This window comes from Nocardia salmonicida, from assembly GCF_036142455.1.
GTDB lineage: Bacteria > Actinomycetota > Actinomycetes > Mycobacteriales > Mycobacteriaceae > Nocardia > Nocardia salmonicida.
In genome coordinates, this window is record NZ_CP108014.1 from 6,821,800 (window position 1) to 6,845,227 (window position 23,428).

Genomic DNA, 23,428 nt, shown 5'->3' on the forward strand with positions numbered 1-23,428 from the left:
CTAAACGAAATTCGTTGTCAATAACCCTGAATTCGTTCCGAAAGTGCTTTTCGGAGTGCGCTTTTCGCGTCGGCGGCCAGATCGGCGACCAGTTCGCCTGCCGGTTGCCCGGTGCTCAGCGAATGAGCTTGCCCCGCCCACAGATTCACTTCGTCGGTGTTGCCGCCCGCTCGCGCGGCGGCCCGCAACGGGGCAGTGGCGTAATGAATTTCGGGGTAGGCGGCCGGTGCGTCGGCGGTGTGTTCGATGAGGAAACGGTTGCGAATGCCGCGGGCGCGACGTCCGGTGAACGCGCGCGTCAGCATCGTCGGTTCCGGCGTGCCGATCGCACCGCGGTGCACGGCGTTGGTGCCCGCTTCGGGGCAGCGCAGCAGCGCGGTGCCGATCTGCGCCGCCGACGCACCGGCCGCCAGCACCCCGGCCACCCCGGCGCCCGTGGCGATCCCGCCCGCCGCGACGAGCGGACGTGAGGTGACGGCGGTGAGCAACTGGATCAGGGTCAGCAGCCCGGGCGGGTCGATGGGGTCGTCGGCGGGGTCGTCGAGGAAGGTCGCGCGATGCCCGCCCGCCTCGGCGCCCTGGGCGATCAACACATCGGCGCCCGCGTCGACGGCGATCAGTGCCTCGGCGGGCGAGGTGACCGTCACCCACACCTCCGAGCCGACCGCGTGCAGCCGGTCCACCTCCACCGCGGTGGGGCAGCCGAAGGTCGTCGAGACCACCGCTACCGGATCGGCCACCAGCAGATCGAGCTTGTCGGCCCATCCGTCGGTGTCGTGCTCGGGGGTGCCGATCGGGAACTCGGCGCCGAGTTCGGCGAGGTAGGTGGCATAGACAGCCGGATCTGCCACCGCTCCAGGCGCGAACAGATTCACGCCGAACGGAGCCGCGGTGGCAGCTCTCGTCGCCTCGATCTGCGCGGCCACCGCCTCGGTGCCGAGGTATCCGGCGGCTAACTGTCCGAACCCGCCCGCGGCCGCCACGGCGACCACCAACTCGGGTGTGGACGGGCCGCCGGCCATGGGCGCGGCAACGATGGGGGCAGTCAAGGTCTCGATCACCATGGGTCGAGTCTGGTCCGTCGGGGCCGTGTTCAGGCCCGGTGACAGCGTGTGTGATGGGTCGGACACCGTGATTGTTACTGTGCGGCACGTCATCTACCTGCGATTTCGTGACAGAAGGTTGCGGAATGGTCACGGCCGGGTAGAGTTCCCGTCACAACGTATGCCGAACCGTTACACATAGTTCGGCGGTGGAGAACGCCCAGGTGGTCTCCGGGCCGGTCGCAGACCGGCTTCGTTTCCTTGTTGTCGGAACGCTAGGACGAGATCTTGTCGCAGCACCGTGTGGGTCCCGAATCCATCTCCGTGCAGGCCCTGCTTGCACACGCGGATGGCCGGAGCCCGAGCAGGAGCAGGCACCGCGCCGAGGCATCGCGTTCGGATCGTGTGCGGGTCGCCGCGAGTGCCGCGGTCGCCGCCGGCGCGCTGGTCGGCGTCACCGCTCAGATCGCCCCGGCCCTGGCCTTCGCCGCGCCGCTGCTGCCGACCCACGACGACAGCGTCGCGGAATCGGTCGCCCCCGAGTCGGCGCGCCAGGATGTCGCCCTGGTCGCCGCGCAGGAAGTCGCCGCGCATGTCGAGACCGCCCCGGTGAGCGCGATCGCCGCGCCGATCGCCGCCCCCGTGGCCGCGCCCTTCGGCATCGGCAACCTGCCTCCCGAGATCTCCGGCCCGCTGTCGCAGGTCGAGGACATCCTGCAGGGCATCCAGCACCAGGTCGCGCCGCCGCAGGCCGCGCGCCCGGTCGCCGGCCCGATCAGCTCCGGCTTCGGCGCCCGCTGGGGCGCCATGCACTACGGCCTCGACTTCGCCGACTCGATCGGCGCCCCGATCAAGTCCGTGTCCAGCGGCACCGTGATCGAGGCGGGCCCGGCGTCAGGCTTCGGCCTGTGGGTGCGGGTGCTGCACGACGACGGCACCACCGGCGTCTACGGACACGTCAACGACATGCTCGTCAGCGAGGGCCAGCGGGTCAACGCGGGCGATGTCATCGCGACCGTCGGCAACCGCGGTCAGTCCACCGGCCCGCACCTGCACCTCGAGATCTGGGATCAGGGCGGCAGCAAGATGGACCCGATGCCGTACCTCGCCGCCAAGGGTGTCCCGCTGGAGTGGGGCCCTTCCGCGCACTGAGCGGTGTGAGCGCGGAGCTTTCTCCGCAGAGCGAGTGACGGTGGTTCTTATGAGCCCCGTCACTTTGCTGTTGAAGCGGCAACACGTGCGCGGGCCGATCCGATAGTCCTCTGGGCCCCGAGTACCGGGGGCACGCTGACTCGGCCGCTGGGTTGCCGGTCTATATGATGGCTCGATCTGCACGGTGCGGGATCGCCGCGCGTTCAGGCTCGATGAGAGGTGAATGAACCCGAATGGAAACTGCCCGTCGTTCTGCCCGCGGTAATCGCCGTCGCCGATCGAGCAGTCCGACCTTCGGGCAGTTGCTGACGGGGGCCGTCGAATCGGCCGCCGATCGGGTCGCGGTTCGGTTCAACCCCTCCGGCGACCCCGCCGACCAGCGTCAGCTCACCTATTCCGAGTTCGACCAGCAGTCCTCGCAGCTGGCGCGCGCGCTCATCGGCCGCGGCATCGGGCCCGGCGACGTGGTCGCCATCGGCATCGCCCGCGGCATCGAGTCGGTACTGGCCGTGTGGGCGATCGCCAAGACCGGCGCCGCCTACGTCCCGGTCGACCCGAACTACCCGGCCGACCGCATCGCCCACATCGTCTCCGACTCCGGCGCGGTGCTCGGGCTCACCACCGGCGCGTACCGCGAGGTGCTCGGCACGGCGCTGACCTGGCTCGAGCTCGACGACGCCGAGACGGCCACCCACATCGCGGCCCAGCCCGCGCACCCCATCTCCTACACCGACCGGATCCGCAGTCTCGACGAGCGGCATCCGGCCTACGTCATCTACACCTCGGGCTCCACGGGTAAGCCGAAGGGCGTGGTGGTGACCCACACCGGTCTGGCCGGTCTGGTCGCCGCCGAGCGAGCGCACTATCGCGTCACCACCGACTCGCGTGTGCTGCACGTGTGTTCGCCGAACTTCGACGTGTCGGTGCTCGAATTGCTGCTCACCTTCTCCGCGGGCGCCACCCTGGTGATCGCCCCGCCCGGAGTGTTCGGTGGCTTCGAGCTCGCGGATCTGCTGCGCCGCGAACAGGTTTCGCACATGCTCATCACCCCGGGCGCGCTGGAATCGGTCGACCCGGCGGACCTGGACGACCTGCGGGTAGTGGTCGTCGCGGGTGACAAGTTCGGACCGGAGCTGGTCGGTCGCTGGGCCGTCGGCGAGCGGGAGTTCTACAACGGCTACGGCCCCACCGAGGCCACCATCCTGGCCACCAGCACCCCGCCGATGGACCCGGCCGCGCCGGTGACGATCGGCGCCGCGATCGCCGGTGTCGGCGCGTTCGTGCTGGATTCGCGGCTGCGGCCGGTGCCCGCGGGCGTGATCGGCGAGCTGTATCTGTCGGGTCCCGCGCTGGCACAGGGTTATCTGAACCGGCCCGCGCTGACCGCGGAACGTTTCGTCGCCAGCCCCTTCGGCGCCGAATCCGGCGACGCGAACGCGCGGCTGTACCGCACCGGCGACCTGGTGCGCCGCGCCGAATCCGGCGACGGCGTCATCGAATACATGGGGCGCTCGGACTTCCAGGTGAAGATCCGTGGCTTCCGGATCGAGCTCGGTGAGATCGACAACGCGCTCACCTCGCACCCCGCTATCGACTTCGCGGCCACCCTCGGCAAGACCTTGCCTTCCGGTGTGACGGCGCTGGTTTCGTACGTGATGCCGTCGTCCGGCGCCACCGTCGACGTGGCCGCGCTCGATGCGTTCCTCGCGAGATCGTTGCCCGGCTACATGATTCCGGCCGCGATCATGGTCCTGGATCGGATCCCGCTGACGCCGGTCGGCAAGCTGGATCGAAAGGCGTTGCCGGAACCTGTTTTCGCCGTGCGCGAGTTCCGCGCGCCCGCCACTCCGGTACAGCAGGTGGTGGCCGGTATCTTCGCCGAGCTGCTGACCGCCGGTGCGCCGGAAGAGATCCGGGTCGGCGCCGACGACGACTTCTTCGAGCTCGGCGGCAACTCGCTGCTGGCCGCGCAGGCCGCCACGCGCATCGGCGCCGCGCTCGACACCCGGATTCCGGTGCAGGTGCTGTTCGAGGCCAGCACGGTCTCGGGGCTGGCCGAACGCGTCGAACGCCACATCGGCACCGGTTCGGGCCAGGAGCTGGTCGCCCAGCAGCGCCCCGATGCGATCCCGCTGTCGTTCGCCCAGCAGCGGATGTGGTTCCTCAACCAGTTCGATCCGGCCAGTGCCGTGAACAACATGCCCATCGCGGTGCGCCTGTCGGGTGCTCTCGATGTCGACGCGTTGCGCGTCGCGGTCATCGATCTGGTGGCGCGCCACGAGGTGCTGCGCACGATGTATCCGCCGGTCGACGGGGTCGGCACGCAGCTGGTACTGCCGCTGTCGGACCCGCGCGCCGTGCCCACCCTTGTCGCCGACGACGCCACCGAGGACGCGATCGCCGCCCTGGTCGCCGAGACCGTCGGCGCGGGCTTCGATGTCACCGTCGCCCCGCCGCTGCGGCTGCGCCTGCTGCGGCTGAGCGCGACCGAACACGTGTTGGTCTGCGTGATGCACCACATCGCCGGTGACGGTGTGTCGATGGGCCCGCTCACGCGCGACCTGATGACGGCCTACGTCCAGCGCAGTGCGGGCAACGCGCCGGGCTGGCCCGAATTGGCCGTCCAGTACGCCGATTTCACGCTCTGGCAGCGCGCGGTGCTGGGCACCGAGGACGACCCGGAGTCGATCCTGACCCAGCAGATCGACTTCTGGCGCACCCAGCTCGCCGGTGTGCCCGATCAGCTCGAGCTGCCCACCGACCGGCCGCGGCCCGCGACCGCCTCCTACCGTGGGGCGAGCCTGGACTTCCGGATTCCGGCCGAGATACACGCCGGGCTGGATCAGCTTGCGCGCGCCCATAATTCGACGCTGTTCATGGTGGTGCACGCCGCGCTGTCGGCACTGCTGGCCCGGCTGTCGGGCAGCACCGACATCGCCATCGGCACGCCTGTCGCCGGTCGTGGTGACGCCGCGCTCGACGACCTGATCGGCATGTTCGTCAACACTCTGGTGCTGCGCGCCGAGGTCGACCCGGCGGCAAGCTTCGAAGAGCTGCTCACCCGGACCCGTGCGGTCGATGTCGCGGCCTTCGGTCACGCCGACGTGCCGTTCGAGCGCCTGGTCGAACTGCTCGACCCGGCCCGTTCGACCGCGCGCCATCCGTTGTTCCAGGTGATGCTCGCCTTCCAGAACATGGCGCGCACCGCCCTGGAGCTGCCCGGACTGACCGTCGCGGGCGTCGAGCTGACCATTCCGTTCGCCAAGTTCGACCTGCAGTTCGAGATGGTGGAGGACACCGATCGCCACGGTGCGCCGCACGGCATCGCGGTCGGGCTCACCTATGCCACCGACCTGTTCGACGCCGACACCGTCGCCGGGTTCGCCGACCGGTTCCAGCGGTTGCTGGCCGCCATCGTGGCCGCACCCGCCGAGCCGCTCGGTGCGATCGAGCTCTTGGAACCCGCCGAGCTGGACCGAATCCTGGTGCAGTGGAACGACACTCGCCACGACCTCGCGCCGGAGCTGTTGCTCGACGGTTATCGGCGTGCCGTGGCCGAATATCCCGATGCCGTCGCCGTCGTCTACGAGGGCGCCGAGCTGACCTATCGGGAGTTCGACGAGCGGGTCAACCGGCTCGCCCGGCTGCTGATCACACAGGGTGTCGGTCCCGAATCCCTGGTCGGACTGGCGGTTCGGCGTTCGCTCGACCTGGTGGTCGGGATGTACGCGATCCTGACCGCCGGTGGCGCGTATGTGCCGATCGACCCGGATCATCCGGCCGATCGCATCGCGCACATTCTCGAGACCGCCGCGCCCGCCGCTGTCCTGAGCACCACCGCGGATGCGATCGAGGTGCCCGCGGGTGTGCCGGTGATCCTGGTGGATTCCGTACCGCTCGACGAGTTCTCGGCCGCGCCTGTCGAGTTGGCCGAGTCGGTTCGGCCCGAGAATCCGGCCTACGTCATCTTCACCTCCGGTTCCACCGGGCGGCCCAAGGGTGTGGCGGTGTCGCACGCGGCGATCGTCAACCAGATGATGTACATGGGCGCCGAGTACGGGGTCGGTCCGTCGGATGTGTACCTGCAGAAGACGCCCGCCACGTTCGACGTGTCGCTGTGGGGTTACTTCCTGCCGCTGCGGACCGGCGCGAAGCTGGTCGTGTCGACCCACGACGGGCACCGAGACCCGGTGTACCTCGCCGAAACCATCGCGGCGCAGCGTGTCACGCTCACCGACTTCGTGCCGTCGATGCTCTCGGTCTTCGCCGCGCACACCACCGCCGGTTCGATCCCGAGTCTGCGCGCGGTATTCGCCGCCGGTGAGGCGCTGCCCACCGAGACCGTCGCCGACGTCGCCCGCGTCTGCACGGCGCGAGTGCACAACCTGTACGGACCTACGGAAGCTGCCGTCACGGTGACGCGTTGGCCCGCAAGCGATTCCGATCGCGGTTCGGTGCCGATGGGTGTGCCGGAGTGGAATACCCGTGTCTACGTTCTGGATTCGCGGCTGCGTGCCGTGCCCGCTGGCGTGGTCGGCGAGTTGTACCTGGCCGGTGACCAGCTGGCGCGCGGTTATGTCGCCCGTCCCGGTCTGACCGCGGATCGGTTCGTCGCCAACCCCTTCGAGCCCGGCGCGCGGATGTATCGCTCCGGTGACCTCGTACGCTGGGGTGGGGCGTCGGCCGAGCCCGCGCTGGAATACCTGGGCCGCACCGACTTCCAGGTGAAGTTCCGCGGTCAGCGCATCGAGCTCGGCGAGATCGAGACGGCTCTGCTCGCGCAGGACGCGATCAGCCAGTCCGTGGCTCTGGTGCTCGATACCGCATCGGGCCAGCATCTGGTCGCGTACGTGGTCGCGCGCCCCGGTGAACAGCCGGACGCCGCGGCGCTGCGGACGGCCGTGGCGGAATCGCTGCCCGCCTACATGGTTCCGACCGTGGTCACGGTGCTCGACAGCTTCCCGCTGAACCCGAGCGGCAAGCTCGACCGCAAGGCTCTTCCCGCCCCGGCCTTCACCGCGGGCGAGTTCCGCGCGCCCGCCACCCCCGCCGAGGAGATCGTCGCCGGGGTCTTCGCGGAACTGCTCGGCATGGCCCGCGTCGGCGCCGACGACGACTACTTCGCCCTCGGCGGCAACTCGCTGCTGGCCACCCGCGCGATCGCCCGCATCAACGAGGCGCTCGACGCGCAGCTGGCCATCCGCGACCTGTTCGAGTCGCCCACCGTGTCGGCCCTGGCCGCGCGCATCGGCGGTGCGAGCGGTGCGGCCGCGCGCCCGCCGTTGGTCGCCACCGAACGCCCGCAGCGCATTCCGTTGTCGCTGGCCCAGCAGCGTATGTGGGTGGTCAACCAGGTCGACCCCGCCTCCGGCTCCTACAACATCCCCTTCGCGATCCGCCTCACCGGCGAACTCGACATCGCCGCCCTCGACGCCGCGGTCACCGATGTACTCGGCAGGCACGAGTCGCTGCGCACCTACTTCCCCGTGGTCGGCGACGCGGGTACCCAGGACTCCGGCGGCTCCGGTCGCGCACAGACCAGTGGTGACGCCGCTGTGGTGGCCGACGGCATGCCCGTCCAGGAAATTCTCTCCGTGGCCGAAGCGCTGCCCGGCGGGCTCCAAGTCGAGACGACCACCGACATCCTCACTCGTGCGGCCGAATTGGCCGGAACGGGCTTCGATGTGACGCGTGAGGTTCCGCTGCGCGCGCGATTGCTCACCGATGGAACTTCCGCGGACCGGCTGCTTGTTGTTGTGGTGCACCATATTTCGGCCGACGGTGCGTCGTTGGCGCCGCTTGCTCGCGATCTGATGACCGCGTATGTGGCTCGTGCCGCGCACCAGGCCCCGGCGTGGACACCGCTGGAAGTTCAGTACGCGGACTACGCGCTGTGGCAGCGGGCGGTCGTCGGCGACGACGAGCAGCCGCAATCCCTGGCCACCGCACAGCTCGACTACTGGCGCGAGCAGTTGGCCGACGTGCCCGCGCTGCTGGAGTTGCCGCAGGACCGCCCGCGTCCCTCGGTGCCGACGCTGCGCGGCGCCACCACCGAGCTGCGTCTGCCCGCCGAGGTGCACACCGCGCTGAATCATCTCGCGCGCGAGCACAAGTCGTCGCTGTTCATGGTCGTGCACGCGGCGCTGGCCGTGCTGCTCGGCCGGTTGTCGGGCACCTCCGACATCGCCATCGGTACCGCTGTCGCCGGGCGCGGTGAGCGGGCGCTCGACGAGCTGGTCGGCATGTTCGTCAACACGTTGACGCTGCGCACCACCCTCGATCCGGCCGGTTCCTTCGACGAGGCCGTCGATGTGGCCCGCGAGACCGATCTCGGCGCGTTCGCCAATGCGGATCTGCCGTTCGAGCGGGTCGCCGAGGTCGTCGCGCCGGGTCGGGGCAGTGCGCAGAGCCCGCTGTTCCAGGTGGCGCTCACTTTCAGCAACAACGAGGCGGCCGCGCTCGAACTGCCCGGCCTCACCGTGAACGCCCTGGACACCGCGATCGCGGCCAAGTTCGACCTGCAGGTGGACGTCGAACCGCGCTTCACCGCCGCCGGTGATCCCGACGAGCTGGTCACCCTGTTCAACTACGCCACCGACCTGTTCGACGAGGCCACCGTGCGCAGCATCGGCGCCCGCTTCGCCCGCATCCTGACCGCGGTGGCCGCCGACCCGCAGATCCGCATCGGCGATATCGACATCCTCGACGAGTCCGAACGTGCTCGGCTGCTCGCAGGCGCGGCACAGGCGCCCGCGCCGAGCGCCCCATCGGGCGGCACCACGCTCGCGCAGGCCTTCACCGCCGCCGCCGAGGACGATCCCGACGGACCCGCCCTCGTCTGGGGCGACGACGCGTTGACCTACGAGCAGCTCGACGCCCGCTCCGCACGCCTGGCCCGGCTGTTGATCGCCAGGGGCTTCGGCCCCGGAGACGGGGTGGCCGTCGATCTTGCGCGCGGTGTCGACTGGGCCGTCGCGGTCTGGGCGATCCTCAAGGCAGGCGCGGCCGTGGTCCCGGTGACCGGCGCCCAGCCGCACACCGAACCCATCGCGAAGCTGGGCATCACGGTCGGCGAATCCCGTGGCGTCGACTGGATCTCACTCGACGACCCGGCGATCAAGACCGAGCTGTCCACCTATTCCGCCCGCCCGGTCACCTACGCCGACCGCACCCGCGCCCTGCGCGGCGGCGACCCGGTGTTCGTGGGCGCCGACGGCACCCGCAGCTACGACGAACTCGCCACGGCGGGTGCGCGGGTGCGCGCCGACACCGACCTGACCTTCGAAGCGCGAACCTTCGGGTACGGCGCTGTGGACAGCTTCACCGCCCTGGTGGAGCCGGTCGCCGCGGGTGTGGCCGGTGCATCGATGGTGCTGGTGCCGGATGCGGTGGACGGTTTGTCGGCGGCGCTGGCCGAAGAGTGGGTAACCCACGTGTTCGGTGATCGCGCCGGGATCGAGGCACTCCACACCGCCGAACTCGGCGATCTGCAGGCACTGATCGCCGACGACGCCGCACCGGGCAATCCGGGCTCGGCCGATGTGGTGCTGGTACTCGGGGACTCGCGCGCTCAGGTGGCATGACCTCGGCACTTCGCGCCGACGTGTGGGAGCTGGTGCGAGACAACAAGTTTCGGTGATGGGTGAGGTGGAACAGCTATGACACGACCGGCAAGAACCCGACCGGTACGTACGCGTCGCCCGCGCGTCACCGCGTTGGCACAGCTGCTGGCCACCGCGGTCGAGACCAATCCCGACGGTCTCGCGGTCGTCCTCGCCGACGCCACCCGCACCATCGGCAGCCTCACCTACGCCGAACTCGATGAGCGCTCCAATCGCATCGCCCGCCTGCTGATCGACCGCGGCATCGGCGCGGGCGACCTGGTGGCAATCGGAATCCCGCGCTCGGTCGAGTCCGTGCTCGCCGTCTGGGCCGTCACCAAAACCGGCGCGGGCTTCGTCCCGGTCGACCCGAACTACCCGCCGGACCGTGTGGCCCACATGATCACCGACTCGGGCGCCGTCTTCGGCTTGACCGTCGCCGCGGTCGCCGACCGCCTCCCCGCCGAGGTGCGGTGGCTGCCACTCGACGGTCACCAGCCGGGTCGGCCCGCCGACGGCGACGAGCCCTTCTTCGACGATATCTCCGGTGCGGCGATCACCACCGCCGACCGGCTGCGTCCGGTGCGGGCCGAGGACCTCGCCTACCTCATCTACACCTCCGGCTCCACCGGCCTACCCAAGGGCGTCGCGGTGACCCAGGCCGGACTCGCCGGATTCAGCGCCGAACAGACGCGTCACTACGGTGTCGAATCCGGCTCGCGCACTTTGCACTTCGCCTCACCGTCGTTCGATGCCTCGCTGCTCGAACTGCTGCTGGCGATCGGGGCAGGCGCCACGATGGTGATCGTCGACCCGAGTGTCTACGGCGGCGACGATCTGGCCGCCCTGCTGCGGCGCGAGCGGGTGAGCCACGTTTTCATCACCCCGGCCGCGCTGGCCTCGATCGATCCGGACGGGCTCGACGATTTCCGGGTGGTGGCGGTTGGTGGTGAGTCCGTGCCGCCGGATCTGCTGCGGCGCTGGGCGATACCGCTCGCCGACGGCACCCTGCGCGAGTTCCACAATGTGTACGGGCCCACCGAGACGACCATCGTCACCAACATCAGTGTGCCGCTGAAACCGGGCGATCCGATGACCATCGGCGGCCCGATCAACGGCGTGGCCGAATATGTCCTCGACGACCGGCTCGGTCCCGTTCCGCCCGGCGTCACCGGCGAGCTCTACATCACCGGCGCCCAGCTGACCCGTGGATACCACGCCCGCCCCGGACTCACCTCCTCGCGCTATGTCGCGAATCCGTTCGACCTGACGGGTTCTCGCCTCTACCGCACCGGCGACCTGGTCCGCTGGACCGCCGACGGTGCGCTGGACTATGTGGGCCGCAACGACTTCCAGGTGAAGATCCGCGGCTTCCGGATCGAACTCGGCGAGATCGACGCGGTGCTCTCGGCGCACGAGAGCCTCGACTTCGCCGCCACGATCGGCCACGAACTCGACAGCGGCGCAACCATTCTGGTGTCCTACGTGCACGCCGCGCCGGGCGCTGCCGTGGATACCGCCGCCCTCACCGCCTTCGCCGAGCGCAGTCTGCCCGCGCACATGGTGCCGACCGTGCTGATGGAACTCGACGCGATCCCGCTCACCCCGGTCGGCAAACTCGACCGAAAGGCGCTCCCCGCACCGATTCTCGAGCACGCCGAATTCCGCGCTCCCACGACGCCGGTGGAGCAGATCGTGGCGGGCACCTTCGCCCAGGTGCTCGATCTCGGCGACACCCAGCTCGGCCTCGACGACGACTTCTTCGCCCTCGGCGGCAACTCGCTGATGGCCACCCAGGTGGCCGCCCGCCTCGGCGTCGCGCTGGACACCGACTTCCCGGTCCGACTGCTGTTCGAGGCGTCGACGGTGGAAACGCTGGCACGGCGACTCGCCGAATCCGCCGGAGCGGGTGCTCGTCCGGCACTGGCGGCGGGGGAGCGGCCCGCGCGGATTCCGCTGTCGCTGGCCCAGCAGCGGATGTGGTTCCTCAATCAGTTCGACCCCGGATCGGTCGCTTACAACATCCCCATGGCGGTGCGGCTACACGGCGCGATCGATGTCGAGGCGCTGCGCGCTGCCGTGGCCGACCTCGTCGCCCGGCACGAAACCCTGCGCACGATCTACCCCGAGACCGACGACGGGCCGATCCAGCAGATCCTGGCCGAGACCGAGGCGACGCCCGGGCTCGAGGTGCGCTCGATCGCGCCCGATCAGCTCACCGCCGTCATGCACGAGTTCGGTTCGTCCGGGTTCGATGTGCGCGCCCAGGTGCCGTTGCGAGTCGCGCTGTTCGAGCTCGACGCCGACGCCTCGGTGCTGGCGGTGGTGGTGCACCACATCGCCGGTGACGGCTCTTCGCTCGCGCCGCTGACCAGGGACCTCATGCTGGCCTATGCGGCGCGTTCGGCCGGTAGCTCGCCGGAGTGGGCGCCACTGACGGTGCAGTACGCCGATTACGCGCTGTGGCAGCGAGACCTGCTCGGCAGCGAGGACGATCCGCAGTCACTGGCCTCGGCTCAGCTCGCCTACTGGCGCGCGGCGCTGGCCGGGCTGCCCGACCAGCTCGACCTGCCCGCCGACCGGCCGCGTCCGGCCGTGCAGACCTTCGCCGGTGGTCGCGTTCCGATCGAGGTCGACGCCGAAACCCATCGCGCACTGCTGGCTTTGGCGCGCACGCAGGGTGCCACGCTGTTCATGGTCGTGCACACCGCCCTCGCGGTGACCTTGGCGAGGCTGGCGGGCACCGACGATCTGGCGGTCGGTACTCCCGTCGCCGGCCGCGGTGAGGCCGCGCTCGACGACCTGATCGGCATGTTCGTCAACACCCTGGTCTTCCGCACCACCCTCACCTCCGGCGAGTCGTTCACCGAACTCCTGGCCCGCCAACGGGACAGCGACCTCCAGGTGTTCGCGAACGCGGACCTCCCGTTCGAGCGCCTCGTCGAGGCGATCAACCCCGCCCGCTCCACGGCGCGCCATCCGCTGTTCCAGGTCGGCCTGTCCTTCCAGAACCTCAGCCGCACCGGCCTCGAACTCGGCGAGACCGCGGTCGAGGGCGTCGACGTGGACCTCGCGGTCTCCCAGTTCGATCTGCACGCCATCGTCGCCGACGCCTACGACAGTGACGGCGTCGCGCAGGGAATCAGTGGCGTATTCACTTATGCCACAGACCTTTTCGACGAGTCGACCGCCCAGACCTATGCCGACCGTTTCGCGCGAGTTCTCACCGCCATCGCCACCGCGCCCGAACGTCCCGTCGACGAGCTCGAACTGCTCTCCGATGCCGAGCGGGAACGAATCCTGCACGACTGGAACGCAACCGACCACTCGTGCCCGTCCGCGACGCTGGCCTCGCTGTTCGCTGACAGCGCGGCAGCCGACCCCGATGGTGTGGCGCTCGTCGATCCCGCCGGCGCGCAGCTCACCTATCGTGATGTCGCCGCGCGGGTGAATCAGCTTGCGCGACATCTGATCACGCGGGGCGTGGGAGTAGAGGACCGCGTGGCGCTGGCGATCCGGCGCTCCACCGACCTCGTCGTCGCGATGTACGCGGTGACGCAGACCGGCGCGGCCTACGTCCCCGTCGACCCGGATCAGCCCGCCGACCGCGTCGCTCACCTCCTCGATACGGCGGCGCCTGCCTGCGTATTGACCACCACGCGTGACGGATTCGCGGCTGTGTCGGCGCCGGTGATCGCCATCGACACGATCGATACTTCCGCGGTCTCGACCGCGCCGATCGTGGCGAGTGAGCGCGTCGGCGTGCTGCGTCCGGAGAACACGGCCTACATCATCTTCACCTCCGGGTCGACCGGCAAGCCGAAGGGCGTGGCGGTCTCGCACGGCGCGATCGTCAATCAGTTGCTCTGGAAGACGGCTGCTTTCGGCCTCGGTCGCGACGACTCGGTCCTGTTGAAGACCGCCGCCACCTTCGACCTCTCGGTCTGGGAGTTCTGGTCGGCCGCGAGCTGTGGTGGCCGCCTGGTGATCGCCGCCGCCGACGGCCACCGCGACCCCGCCTATCTGCTGCGTGCACTCGCCACGCAAGCGGTGACAACCCTGCACGTGGTGCCCTCGATGCTCGACGCGTTGCTCACCGAATCCGCCGGCGCGCTCCCGCGTTCACTGCGCCGCGTACTCGCCATCGGCGAAGCCCTGCCCGCCGCTACCGCCCAGCGTTTCCTGGCGACTACCTCGGCGGCACTGCACAATCTGTACGGCCCCACCGAAGCCGCGGTCTCCATCACCGACCACCGCGTCACCACCGCCGATCGCGCCACGGTCCCGATCGGTCGACCGGTGTGGAACAGCGGCGTCTACGTCCTCGACGCCCGGCTGCGCCCGGTTCCGGTCGGTGTCGCAGGCGAGCTGTATCTCGCGGGCGCGCAGCTCGCTCGCGGCTACTACGCCCGTCCCGACCTCACCGCCGACCGCTTCGTCGCCGACCCTTTCGCCGGACCCGGCGGCCCGCGTATGTACCGCACCGGCGACCTCGTCGCCTGGACTGCCGACGGCGAGCTCGACTACCGCGGTCGCACCGACTTCCAGGTGAAGATCCGCGGATTCCGCATCGAGCTCGGCGAGATCGAGGCCGCCCTGCTCGCCGCGCCGCGGATCGCCAATGCGGCGGTCATCGCGTCGACGGATCCGCAACTCGGCGACCGGCTCGTGGCCTACGTCGTCCCCGCGTCCGGAACCTCGCTCACCGCCACGGAAGCCAAAGCCGCCGTAGCGCAGGTGCTCCCGTCCTACATGGTCCCCGCCGCCTTCGTCGTCCTCGACCACCTCCCGCTGAACGCCAACGGCAAACTCGACAGAGCCGCGCTCCCGGCGCCGGTCCTCGAACCGCGTCGCTATCGCGCACCCGAGACCGATCACGAGATCGCCGTAGCCGCCGTCTTCACCGAGGTCCTCGGCGCGCGAACCCCCGGCCTCGACGACGACTTCTTCGCCCTCGGCGGCAACTCGCTGCTGGCCACTCGCGTTGTGCACCACCTCCGCGAACACACCGGCGTCGAACTCACCGTCGCGGCGTTCTTCGCCGACCCGACCGTCGCCGGTCTCGCCGCGAGAATCAGCGACGGACCGGCAGGCGCCGCCGACCTCGAAGCGGCACTCTCGGTCGTGCTCCCGATCGCGCGCCGCGGCACCCGCCCGCCGCTGATCTGTGTGCACCCGGTCTCGGGTCTGGCATGGGCCTACGCGAGCCTGGTGCCGTATCTGCCCGACGATCTGCCCGTGGTCGGCATCCAGTCGCCCGCGCTGAGCGATCCGGAATTCCGGCCCACATCGGCTGAAGAACTGGTCGACCGCTACCTGGCCGAAATCCGTGGCGTCCAACCGCACGGCCCCTATCAGCTGCTCGGCTGGTCGCTCGGCGGCGTGCTCGCACAGGCTGTCGCGACCCGTTTACAGGCCGAGGGTGAAACGGTGGCATCGCTGACGATGCTCGACAGCCTCCCCGGCGCGGCACTCGCCGATTTCGGTACCGAATTGCGGCACGTGCTCGTCGAACTCGGCATCCCGGAGCACCAGCTACCCGACCGTCTCACCGAGCTGGGCGAGGAGGCGCTCGAATCGCTGCACGACGCGCTGGCGGGCGACGCGCCGATCTCGCGTGCGCAATTCGTCGGCATGTACCGCGGCGCGCTGCACTCGGTGGCGTTGCTCACCGAGCTCGAACACACCGGATTCGAGGGTGATCTCACCTATTTCACCGCCGTACGGACCCCCCAAAAGCTGGGGGACGGCGCCTCGCGATGGCGGCCGTTCGTCAGCGGAATCATTGCTGACCACCCGGTCCAGGCCACTCACCAGCAGATGCTCTCGACTGTGGCGGTAGCCACGTTCGCACCGGCAATTGCCCAGGTCGTCGCGGGTAGGCACGGATCCGTCGATACGTGTCCGTAACAGGCTCGATGGGCATTACGATTCCGTTGCGATAGAGTTGGTGTGTCGTGGCGCACACCTCGGCGACGGTCGGCAGCGGCTATGTAGGTGTGGCTATGCTGTGTCCGACTCGGCCGCCGGACGCGAGAGGTGTATTGGTCTGTGGAAACCCCCCGCCGCACGGGCCGTGCCGGTCGCCGACGTGCTACCGGCGTTCCGTTGTTCGGTCAGCTACTCACGGCCGCCGTCGAATCCGCGGCCGATTCGATCGCGCTGCGCTACAACCCGACCGGGATGCCAGGTGCGGAACTCGCGCTCACTTATCGTGAGCTCGACGAGCGATCCTCGCGCTTGGCCCGTGAACTCATCGACCGTGGCATGGGCGCGGGCGATGTCGTCGCGATCGCGATCGCTCGATCGATCGAATCCGTGCTCGCCGTGTGGGCCATCGCCAAGACCGGCGCCGCGTACGTGCCGGTCGACCCGGCCTACCCGGCCGACCGAATCGCCCACATCGTGGCCGACTCCGGCGCGACCATCGGCCTGACCACCGCGGCCCATCGCGCCTGCCTCGGCACCACCGCGTATTGGATCGAACTCGATGACCCGGTGGTCGCCGAACGCATCGCCGTACGGCCCGCGCACGCGGTGAGCTACGCCGACCGGGTCCGCCCGATCGACGAACGGCATCCCGCCTACGTCATCTACACCTCCGGCTCCACCGGCAAGCCCAAGGGCGTCGTGGTGACCCATGCCGGGCTGGCCACGCTGGTGGCCGCCGAGCGCGAACACTATGGCGTGGAACCCGATTCGCGCGTGCTGCATGTTTGCTCGCCGAACTTCGATGTGTCGGTGCTCGAGCTGCTGCTGCCCTTCGGCGTCGGCGCCACGCTGGTGGTCTCGCCGCCACGGGTGTTCGGCGGTTTCGAACTGTCGGACCTGCTGCGCCGCGAGCGCATCACCCACCTGCTGATCACCCCGGGCGCGCTCGAGTCCGTCGATCCGGCCGGGCTGCCGGATCTGGCGACCGTGATCGTCGCGGGCGACCGGTTCGGTCCCGAGCTCGTCGGCCGCTGGGCGACCGGTGGGCGCGAGTTCTACAACGGCTACGGGCCCACCGAGGCCACGATCCTGGCTACCAGCACCGCGGCGCTGCGGGCGCACGCGCCGATCACCATCGGCACCGCGGTGCCCGGCATGGGTCTGTACGTGCTCGACGCGCGGCTGCGGCCGGTTCCCGCCGGAGTGGTCGGCGAGCTGTACCTGTCCGGCCCCGCGCTGGCACAGGGGTATCTGGGCAGGCCGGGGCTCACCGCCGAACGTTTCGTCGCCTCGCCGTTCGGGCCGGGCAGGCTGTACCGCACCGGCGATCTGGTCCGCCGCTACGAACACGACGGCACGCTGGAATACCTCGGCCGCACCGATTTCCAGGTGAAGGTGCGCGGCTTCCGGATCGAGCTGGGCGAGATCGACAACGCGCTCACCGCGCACCCCGACCTCGACTACGCGGTGACGCTGGGCAAGACGATGCCATCGGGTGCGACGGCACTGGTCGCCTATGTGCTGCCGCGCGTCGGCCACACGGTCGATACCGGGGCGCTGGCGGAGTTCCTCGCGGAAACGTTGCCCGCGTACATGATTCCGTCGGTCATCATGGTGCTCGACGCGGTGCCGCTGACCCCGGTCGGCAAGCTCGATCGCGCCGCGCTGCCGACGCCGGTGTTCACCGTGCGCGGCTTCCGCGCGCCCGCCACCCCGGCCGAGCAGGTGGTAGCCGATGTGTTCGCGGCGCTGTTGCTGCGTGACGGCGCGGGCCGGGTCGGCGCCGACGACGACTTCTTCGAACTGGGTGGCGACTCGCTGCTCGCCGCCCAGGCGGTGGCCCGCATCGGTGCCGCGCTGGATGTGCGGGTGCCGGTGCAGGCGGTCTTCGAGGCGCCGACCGTCGCCGGTCTCGCCCATCGCGCCGAGCAGCAACGACTGTCGGCGCACGCGCTCCCGTTGACGCCGCGTCCGCGCCCCGAACTGATCCCGCTGTCCTACGCCCAGCAGCGGATGTGGTTCCTCAACCGCTTCGACCCCGCGTCGGCGGTGGACAACATCCCGGTCGCGGTCCGGCTCTCCGGTCGCCTCGACCTACCCGCCCTTCGCGCCGCGATCGCCGACCTGATCGCCCGCCACGAAGTTCTTCGCACGGTCTATCCGGTATCCGGCGGCGTCGGTTCCGAGGGCTACGGCGCGGTGCTCGACGGCGAAGGTCACCAGCTGGTGCTGGCGGCGGGCGATCCGGCCGCGATGCCCGAGTTCGACGTCGTCGAGGTGGCCGAGGACGAGCTCACCGAGGCGATCGGCGCCGCGGCGCTGACCGGCTTCGACGTCACGGCCGGTCCGCCGGTGCGGGTTCGGGTGCTGGCGATCTCGGACAGCGAGCACGTCGTGGTGTGCGTGGTGCACCACATCGCCGCCGACGGATTCTCCTTCGCGCCGCTGACCAGGGATCTGCTCACCGCCTACGCCGAACGACGCGGTGGCGGCGCGCCGCAGTGGCCGCCGCTGCCGGTGCAGTACGTCGACTACACGCTGTGGCAGCGCGAACTGCTGGGCGTCGAGAACGACCCGAGTTCACTGCTCGCCGCGCAACTGGCCTTCTGGCGACAGACCCTGTCCGGCCTGCCCGAACAGCTCGAACTGCCCACCGACCGCCCCCGTCCGGCGGTCTCGAGCCGGGCGGGCGGCTCGCTGAGCATTCAGGTGCCCGCCTCGGTCCACGCCGGCCTGTCCGCGCTGGCCCGCGAGCACAACGCCACACTGTTCATGGTCGTGCACACCGCGCTGGCCATGCTGCTGGCCCGGCTCACCGGCACCCGCGACATCGCGATCGGCACCCCGGTCGCCGGCCGTGGTGAGCAGGCGCTCGACGAGCTGATCGGCATGTTCGTCAACACCCTGGTCCTGCGCACCGAGGTGAATCCGGCGGCGAACTTCGCCGAGTTGCTCACCGAAGTTCGTTCGCGCGATCTCGCGGCCTTCGGACACGCCGACGTGCCGTTCGAGCGCCTCGTCGAACTGCTGGAGCCGGTGCGTTCGACGGCACGGCACCCGCTGTTCCAGGTGATGCTGACCTTCCAGAACCTGGCCCGTTCCGATCTCGCCCTGCCCGGCCTCGCCGTGTCGTCCGCCGATTTCGCGGTGCCGCTGGCGAAGTTCGATCTGCAGGTGGAGCTCACCGAACACATCGGCATCGACGGCGCACCGCAGGGCATGGCGGCCACATTCGTCTATGCCACAGATCTTTTCGATCGCGGCACCGTCGCCGACTTCGCCGACCGCTGGACGCGGGTCCTCGCCGCCGTGGTGGCCGATCCGGCCAGGCCCGTGGGCGACATCGACGTGCTCGCGCCCGGTGAGCGTGAACTCGTGCTGCGCGAGGGCAATTCGCCCGGCATCGCGGTTCCCGAGGTGACCCTCGCCGATCTGATCACCGCCCAGGCGCGACAGCGACCCGACGCGATCGCGATCAGAGCGGGGGAGCGATCTATCACGTTCGCCGATCTCCTCGGCCGGGCATCGGCGCTGGCGCGTGCGCTCATCGCGCAGGGCGCGGGCCCGGAAACCCTGGTGGCCGTTGCTGTTCCGCGCACCGAGGAATTGCCGGTCGCCTTGCTCGCGGTGCTGTTGTCGGGTGCGGGCTATCTGCCGATCGATTCCGGATACCCGGCGCAGCGCCTCGGCTACATCCTCGCCGACGCGAAACCCGCTGTGCTGCTGTCGACCTCGGCGGAGCACGAACTGCTGACGCCCCTCGCGAATCTGCCCGTGGTGTTGCTCGACGAGCAACCCGTCTACTCCGAGGCCCCGCTGCATCCTGGCGAACGCCGCGCCGGGTTGTACCCCGATCACCTGGCGTACGTCATCTACACCTCGGGTTCCACCGGCCTGCCCAAGGGCGTCGGCGTGACCCATCGCAATGTGCTCGAGCTGTTCGCCAACACCCAGTTGCTGTTCACTTTCGACGAGGACGACGTGTGGACGGTGTTCCACTCCTTCGCCTTCGACTTCTCGATCTGGGAACTGTGGTGCGCGCTGGCAGGCGGCTCGTCGGTCGTCGTCGTCGACCACCTGACCTCCCGTTCGCCGATCGAGTTCCGCGAGCTGCTGGCCACCGAACACGTGACGGTGCTGAGCCAGACCCCCACCGCCTTCGCGCAACTGGACGAAGCCGACCGCGCCGCACAGGCCGCGGGCGCCACACCGCTGCCACTGCGCTACGTGGTCTTCGGTGGCGAGGCCCTCGACCCACGCAAGCTCAACCGCTGGTACGACCGGTACGGCAACGGCCATGGCGCGCCGGAACTCGTCAACATGTACGGCATCACCGAGACGACGGTCCATGTCTCCCACCAGGTCCTGACTTCACGGACGGCGGAGATCGTGGCCGAGCGGGCGGACGTCGGGGGAGCGGATGCGGCGGTAGAGCGGCGTGAGGATGCCGCCGAACTGCCCGGCAGCCTCATCGGCCGCGCACTGCCAGGGCTGTCGGTGGTGGTCCTCGACGATCGGCTGCGCCCGGTGCCCTTCGGCGTCGCGGGTGAGCTCTACATCGCGGGCAACCAACTCTCGCGCGGCTACCTCGGCAAGCCGGGCCTCACCGCCACCCGCTTCGTCGCCGACCCGTTCGGCGAACCCGGCGCGCGCCGCTACCGCTCCGGTGATCTCGGCCGCTGGATCGGTTTCCGCGGTACCCCCACCCTCGAATACGGCGGCCGCGGCGACCAACAGGTCCAATTGCGTGGTTTCCGCATCGAACCGGGTGAGATCGAGGCCGCCCTGCTCCGGGTACCCGGCGTCGGTCAGTCGGCGGTCATCGTGCGCGCCGACGAGCACGCCGGTGACCGCCTGATCGCCTACGTCGTCGCGGCGACAGATATCGTCGAGCCCGAGGTTGCCGGTCCGAAGAGCCCGGTAGGGGCACGCTTCGAACGTGGCGGCGCGGGCTTCGCCGACGAAGACTCCGGGGCGCGCGTGGCCACGGCACTGGACCCGGTGCAGGTGCGCGCCGCCGTCGCCGAATTCCTCACCGGCTATATGGTTCCCGACGCGGTCGTGGTGGTCCCCGAACTGCCGATGACCACCAACGGCAAGCTCGACCGGGCGGCCCTGCCCGCCCCGGAGTTCACCGCTGCCACCACCTTCCGCGCGCCGACCACGCCCATCGAACTCAGCGTCGCCGAGGTGTTCGCGTCCCTGCTCGGCGTGCCCGAGATCGGCCTCGACGACAACTTCTTCGACCGCGGCGGCAACTCGCTGCTCGCCACCAGGGCCATCGCCCGCATCGACCAGGCACTCAGTACCGACCTGGTGGTGCGCGACCTGTTCGAGGCGCCGACCGTCGGCTCACTCGCCGCGCGCGTGCGCCCGGGTTCGGTGACCGCGCCACGACCGCCGCTGATCCCGGCGCAGGATCGAGGCGTCATTCCGCTCTCGCCCGCGCAGCAGCGGATGTGGTTGCTCAACCGCATCGATCCCGACTCACCGGCGTACAACATCCCGCTGGTCCTGCGGCTGCGCGGCGCGCTCGACACCTCGGCACTGCGCTACGCCGTCGCCGACGTGCTCGAACGGCACGAGGCGCTGCGTACCCGCTTCCCGGCCGATGACGCCGAAGCTGTTCCGTACCAGGAGATCCTGCCCGTCAGCGCGGTGTTGCCCACCGGCCTCGCGCTAGAGGAATGCGACGATCCGCGCGAACGGGTAATCCGCTTGCTCTCCGGTGGTTTCGACGTCGCCGAGCGAGTTCCCCTGCGCGCCGGGCTGTTCACGGCCCGCGCCGACGATCCGCTCGCGGAGGAGGAATATGTGCTCGCCGTGGTGGTGCAGCACATCATCGCCGACGGCGCCTCCCTGGCACCGCTGGCGCGTGACCTCGTGATCGCCTACCGGGCCCGCGTCGAAGGCCGCTCGCCGGCTTGGGCTCCGCTGCCCGTGCAGTACGCCGACTACGCGCTGTGGCAGCGCGAGGTACTCGGCGCGGAATCCGATGAGAACTCCACCGCCGCGAGGCAGCTGGAATTCTGGCGGCACACCCTGTCGGGACATCTCGGCACGGTGGAACTCCCGCACGACCACCCCCGCCCCTCGCACGCCTCGCTGCGCGGCGCCGACGTGAGCGCCACGCTGCCCGCCGACGTCCATGTCGGCCTCGCCGAGATCGCCCGCAGGCACAACGCCTCGCTGTTCATGGTCGTGCACGCGGCACTCGCGGTGTTGCTCGCGCGGATCTCCGGCAGCACCGATATCGCGATCGGCACCCCGATCGCCGGACGCGGCGAACCCGAACTCGACGACCTGGTCGGCATGTTCGTCAACACCTTGACCCTGCGCACCGAAGTCGACCCGCGCCGCGGATTCGACGAATTGGTCAGCGCCGCGCGCGAAGTCGGCCTCGCCGCGTTCGCCAACGCCGACCTGCCGTTCGAGCGAGTCGTCGAGGAGGTGGCCCCGACCGGCACCGTGTCGCACAACCCGCTGTTCCAGGTGGTGCTCTCGTTCCACAACAACGAGACACCCGTGCTCCGCCTGCCCGGCCTCACCATCGAGGCGATGGACCTCGCGGCCCGGCCCGCCAAGTTCGACCTCCAGGTCAATGTCGAACCGCGCCTGTCCGCGACCGGCGAACCCGACGAGATCGGCGTCGTCTTCACCTACGCCACCGACCTTTTCGACGAGCACACCGTCGCGGCTTTCGCCCGCGGGCTCACCGAGATCGTCACCGCTGTCGCCGCCGATCCCACGGTGCGGGTCGGCGACATCGACCTGCGTGATGCCAGAGAACGCGAACGCGAACTGACTGCCGCGGCCTATGCGCCCGCGCCGTCGGCCAACGGCGCCGCGCTGGCGCAGGAACTGGCCTCGGCGGTGGAGGAGGACCCGGACGCGCCCGCTCTCGATCTGGGCGAATCAGAGATCGTCTACGCCGAATTCGATGCCCGTTCTTCGCAATTGGCTCGCTCGCTGATCGCCCGCGGCGCCGGGCCGGGCACCGGAGTCGCGGTGCGCCTCGACCGCGGGGTGGATGCGGCGATCGCGACCTGGGCGGTGCTCAAGGCCGGCGCCGCGGTGGTGCCGCTGATGACGATGAACGCGCGCCTGCCGGGCGGCCTCGAGGTGAAGCTCGGCCTGACCATCGACATCCTCGACGCACCCGACGGCCTGGACTGGTACGACCTCGCCGACCCGGCACTGCGCGCCGAACTGGCCGCGGAATCGCCGCGCCCGATCGGCTACGCCCATCGCACCCGCGCGCTGCGCGGCGACGACGTGGCCTTCGTCGGCGGTGGTCGCACGCTGAGCTACGACGAGTTGGCGACCGCGGCCGAGCAGGTGGCCGAGCGCACCGGACTCAACTTCGAATCGCGGACGCGAGCGGCGGGCAGGCCGGATTCGGTGGCGGGCGTGCTCGAGATCGTCGCGGCCGCGATCGCGGGTGCGACGCTGGTGATGGGGGCAGACCAGGGGGGTGCGGACGAGGTGAGCCACGTGTTCACCGAGGCCGCGGTGGCCGTCGCCGAGCCCGGCGACGGGACCGGTGCGAGGATTGTCGCGCTCAGTGAGATGATCGGCAACGCCGGGCAGCCGCACGAGCGGCGCACGGTAGTCGGGATGGATGGATAGGTGGAACGAACACTGGCTGGTCCGCGCGCGGTGCGGATGAGTGGCAGTGCGCGTCGATATCGGTACGAGGTG

At 69.9% G+C, this 23,428-nt stretch carries 5 protein-coding genes; 4 read left to right on the forward strand and 1 reads right to left on the reverse strand.

Annotation, left to right across the window (positions count from 1 at the left end):
- Nucleotides 1–17: 17 nt before the first annotated feature.
- Nucleotides 18–1,064 carry an NAD(P)H-dependent flavin oxidoreductase gene (locus OHS03_RS32045; protein ID WP_328659175.1) on the reverse strand — a complete coding sequence of 349 codons (1,047 nt, stop codon included), beginning with the start codon at nucleotides 1,062–1,064 and terminating at the stop codon, nucleotides 18–20.
- A gap of 267 nt (nucleotides 1,065–1,331) precedes the next feature.
- On the opposite strand from OHS03_RS32045, the gene OHS03_RS32050 reads away from it, so the two are divergent.
- The 4 genes from OHS03_RS32050 (at nucleotide 1,332) to OHS03_RS32065 (ending at nucleotide 23,356) form a co-directional block, all read left to right on the forward strand.
- Nucleotides 1,332–2,195: a M23 family metallopeptidase gene (locus OHS03_RS32050; protein ID WP_328659177.1), complete on the forward strand. Its 864-nt coding sequence runs from the start codon at nucleotides 1,332–1,334 to the stop codon at nucleotides 2,193–2,195.
- 233 nt (nucleotides 2,196–2,428) lie between these two features.
- Nucleotides 2,429–9,778, forward strand: coding sequence for a non-ribosomal peptide synthetase (locus OHS03_RS32055; protein WP_407942432.1), 7,350 nt, complete (start codon nucleotides 2,429–2,431; stop codon nucleotides 9,776–9,778).
- A 132-nt stretch (nucleotides 9,779–9,910) separates the two neighbouring features.
- Nucleotides 9,911–15,706 (forward strand): non-ribosomal peptide synthetase, encoded by a 5,796-nt coding sequence (locus OHS03_RS32060; RefSeq protein WP_407942532.1) that lies wholly within the window; start codon nucleotides 9,911–9,913, stop codon nucleotides 15,704–15,706.
- A 141-nt stretch (nucleotides 15,707–15,847) separates the two neighbouring features.
- Entirely contained in the window at nucleotides 15,848–23,356 is a 7,509-nt protein-coding gene (locus tag OHS03_RS32065) for a non-ribosomal peptide synthetase (RefSeq protein WP_328659183.1), read from the forward strand.
- Nucleotides 23,357–23,428 lie beyond the last annotated feature (72 nt).

What these genes read in the sequence shown, in the direction of transcription:
- OHS03_RS32045 (WP_328659175.1), bottom strand. Translation starts at nt 1,064, where the DNA reads ATGGTGATCGAGACCTTGACTGCCCCCATCGTTGCCGCGCCCATGGCC.
- OHS03_RS32055 (WP_407942432.1), top strand. Translation starts at nt 2,429, where the DNA reads ATGGAAACTGCCCGTCGTTCTGCCCGCGGTAATCGCCGTCGCCGATCG.